This window comes from Mucilaginibacter sp. P5_A4 (genome assembly GCF_056400605.1).
In genome coordinates this window covers 1-4,376 of sequence record NZ_JBFUKX010000101.1, presented here as the reverse complement: position 1 = coordinate 4,376, position 4,376 = coordinate 1, and the positions used below count along the sequence as shown (strand labels likewise).

Below are 4,376 nucleotides of genomic sequence, written 5' to 3'. Positions count from 1 at the left end.
GTTTGCTGCTTTTCAAGGGTGAAGAAATAATTGGGGCCCTCGTTGTAAGCCCTCCAGGTAAGCAGTACCCCATCTGTAGCTTTTTGAGCTGTAAATGTGGCCAGTTGATATTTAGATGCAGGCAGTTGCTGAATGGTTAGTTCAAAGCGGTTAGCACCAAAGGTGTTGGTATCACTTCTGGCGATGTTGAATGCGTATGATTTATACCGGCCAATATCTAACGAATCCTTTTTAAAATGATCAAGCAGGGTTATTTTATAATTGTTTGTATCAATGTTGCGAATGCCTTCAATTTTTAAAGTATACATRCCATCAGTTTTACCATTTGCAAAAAGCTTTAYTCTGACACCCTGCCTATAATCGGGAAAATGTTTAACCGCACAACGTACCCTATCAGCAGAAAAACTTGACATCATTACCTGGGGGCTATTTCCATCCAGATCTCTTGCATCACCTATCTGAAAGTTTTTTGACCACTGGCCGCCAAAATAAATGCCGCAGTAATTATAAACCGCAGTATCTTTTTCCATCTTCATATAAAAACCCGTAAGGCCGGCATCTATGGCTTGCGTTGCAGTATTGACTGCCAAAGTTTTGAAACTTTTTGACATTGCGCCGGGTTCATTGGCTACCATCTGCCCGCTTTTTGGGGCCGACATAATTAGCCCCGTACCAGTCAACTGCGTTGCAGGCGTTTTTTCGCCTTCATTAAAAGTTAAAGATTTACCTGTACCTGTTGCATGAACAAAGAAGCCTTCACCACTTACGGCATAACCTTGTGCCGGTGCCGATGTGCCACTTGGCGTATAAGCTATAAAAGCTTGTGAAGGATAATTTTTTACTGCTAATACATATATATTGTCAATATTGCCGGTGTTATCGTTTAAAACCGTTTGCAGGTTAATGGTAGAGGCATACGGATTACCAACCATGTTAATACCCGCCATTGTAGTACCTAAAGCGGCAGTATATGATAACTTGCCGGAAACACCACCTGTGGGCGTGTGCCATAAAGCAACTGTTACATTTTGCTGGTTAATATAGCCATGTGCGGTAATAGTTGCATCGGCAGGCGGGGTGCTTGCCGATGCGTTGGTGCGGCTGCTTGGGCCGATGAAAAATAGCTGAAATGAATTACCTACAGGTAAAGCAAGGTTGGTTGTACCGTCAGAAAGATCGATAGTATTGGTAGTTGCCGTAACGAAGACACCATTTGTAGGGCTGATCTTTGTAACCCCTATATTCCTGCCCGCGTTATACGCGGTATTATTAGTGGCTTTTCTTTCGTCCCAAATACTAACAGTAGGGCCAACACTGGTTATGCTAAAGCCCGCAGCGGTACCTGCTACACCTCCTGTATAAGCACCGGTGTAAGTAATGCCATTAAAAGTGTGATCTTTTAAGTAAGTTAAACCAAAGGTATTGGTTAAAGCCGAAGTTGCACTTGTTTGGTTTACGGGCGAAGATAACATACGATAGCCCCGATTCGTCGTCACGCCTCCTCCGGTTAAAAAACGCTCAACATTAACAAAGCCTGCAATTGCCGCGCCCACTGGTATAAATGCGACAGCCGCTGTTGATGATACATCTGATTTTAAGGTTAAAAGGCCGTTTGTTTGTAAAGTAATGCCGGTAGTTTTTAATTGCAAAATTCCTTTACTGGCAACTATGAAAGGGCCACTACCGGTTAAGGAGGCCGCAGTTGTAGCACCACCAGTAAATACCAGGTTATTAAATGTAGTTATATCGCTGCTGGTTGTGTTTGTTAAAACGGGTGATGCTGATGTAAAATAAGTGGTATTGGTAGGTACAGGGCTTGTAATTGTGGGGTCGCTTGCGGCGGCGGCCTGGGTGTAAGTGCCATCATTAGTATAATTACTGCCAATGGTTATATTGCCCGAAGCCATGTTCATTATGCCCGCGTTTGTTAAATTTTTAAGTATGGTTGTTGTTCCCGCTCCTCCGGTGATGGTTGCGGCTGCGTCATTTTGCCAGTTTGTACCAATGGTGGTTGTTGTAGTAGCGTTTGCAAACGTAGTATTGGAAGATGTGGTTAACGTAGAGTCGAGCTTCAATACTCCTGCGCCGGTACCTAATCCAATTGTGGCGGTACCAGTGCCGTTAACAATCAGGTTGTCATAGTTTGATAAAGCCGTATTAATAGTTCCGCCACCCGGGCCAAAACCTTTAAGCGAACTGGTGTAAACAGTTGGGCTTGCCGCGGTGTAAACTACAGTAATTTTACCACCAGATGTTCCCGTACCGTCAAAATTGACCGTAGCCATATTTAACCCAGTGTTTATTCCCGTAGTGATTTGTGGAAGAGACGCAGCAACACCTAATGCATTGACGTTACTAAGCGTTAAGGTTGGATTGCTTTTAACCCCGGAAGAATTTAACCCATCAATTGTAAAATATCCCGCGTTGGTGGAGGTAACTGAAGCGGAGGCCACGGTAAATCCTATTTGACCGCCTATTGCCATACTGCCAGCTTGTAACCTAAAGGCACAGCCGTTTGGTTTCGCAGTATTCATGACAACGGTAACATTGTTGGTAACGTTAAGGTTTTTAACCTCCGAAAAAAGAAAATTAAAATTTGTTGTAGTGCTTGAACCGCTGCCAACCTGGATGTTGGCGCAGTTAATTGTACCTGTGCCTAATAAAAAATTATTAATTCTACTATTAGTAACGGCATTGCTGTTAATGTTTTGAGTAATGTTGCCAGTTACATTTAAAGTTCCAACGTTTACCGTTAATGTAGTGCCGTTAAAAAGGAGATTAGTGACATTGATAAATTGATTGGGCCCAAATGTAACAGCTGCTACTGTTACAGATTGGCCCGATGTTAATGTTAAGACTGGCTGATTAACAAAAAGGCCTAATGCACTAACCCCAAATTGTGCCACATCCGTATTACGGTTCTGGCCGGGATAATCAGTTACAGGCAGCACTCCGTTAAGCCAGTTAAGCGGGTTGGTCCAACTTGATGAAATAGCGCCGGTCCAACCATAAGTGGCTGCTTTAATATTATTAAAACAGGTTACCGTTAAAAAAAGCAATACCATCTTTTTGAGTCCAATTTTCATATTTGAATTTATAATGAGTTTGAAAATAGATTTCCGGATACTGTTTATTTAATAAATTGATATTCAATGCACTGGTAAAAGTCAGGGGGGATAATAGATATATTTCTTAATACTTATAGAATTTATACGCATAGTTGTTGTTGTATGTTGTAATAATTAATTATTTTTTATAAATTACTGCTTGAATAATGCGTGGTTAAAAAGTGTTATCCTTACAGTTAAAAAAAGAGGTGTACGGCGGGTAGGATAGTGATAGCCGCAATAAAATGAAGAGGAAGTAACCGGTAATAAATTATACGCCAAATATAAACAAACGTTTATTGGCTCCAGGGAGATAAGGGAGGGAATTTAAATAAGCAAAAATCTCCTTAAGACCGAAGGGATCTTTGTTTACGGTGAAGATGGATTGAGGTAAATACACCTGCCACTATTACCAATACTACAACCCAGGTATCAAGAGGGCATGCTTCGTTAAAGGGGTCTGATACACCCCCACATTCAGATTCCTGTGCGCTAACTATCATCGGTGAAAATAGCACCAATATTAATAATGTAAATAAAAAACGATAAACCTTATTATACTTCACCATTCTTCCCATCTAAGATTATTTTTTTACAAATTTAACTTTTCCTAAAGAACTGCCGCTATTATCTTTCAATTCTACAATATAAACACCCGGGTTAAATTTAGATACGTTTTCATTCCAGTTGGTATTGTCGGATATTTTCTGCATTACTAACGACCCAGTAGCATCGTAAATATTCAGTTTGTACGTTTGTGGCGCTGTAATTGTTTTTCCAAAAGTTACATTTACATTCAAAGTTTCTGCGGTAGGGTTAGGGTAAACCGTAAACATGTTATTGCTGCCGCTTTTATCGTAATAAATATTCACCGGGCCCGAATAGGTAATATTGCCAAACAGGTCAACCTGTTTTAAGCGGTATACATTGTCGCCCGTGTTTGGTGTTTTATCGGTGTACTTATAAATAGTACGCCCATTGCTTTGGGTGTGATAAACAGATGAATAGTCTTTGCCGCTTGTTTGCTGCTTTTCAAGGGTGAAGAAATAATTGGGGCCCTCGTTGTAAGCCCTCCAGGTAAGCAGTACCCCATCTGTAGCTTTTTGAGCTGTAAATGTGGCCAGTTGATATTTAGATGCAGGCAGTTGCTGAATGGTTAGTTCAAAGCGGTTAGCACCAAAGGTGTTGGTATCACTTCTGGCGATGAGTTGCTGAATGGTTAGTTCAAAGCGGTTAGCACCAAAGGTGTTGGTATCACTTCTGGCGATG

Annotated in this window: 2 protein-coding genes; both read right to left on the bottom strand. The window is 41.2% G+C overall.

Annotated features, from left to right (window positions below; genetic code table 11):
- A partial coding sequence (locus AC1DQW_RS27180) for a beta strand repeat-containing protein (protein ID WP_477456927.1) occupies positions 1-3,086 on the bottom strand: 3,086 nt, incomplete at its 3' end.
- Between the two features lie 605 nt (positions 3,087-3,691).
- Positions 3,692-4,376: T9SS type A sorting domain-containing protein (locus AC1DQW_RS27175; RefSeq protein ID WP_477456926.1), on the bottom strand; the 685-nt coding region annotated here is incomplete at its 5' end.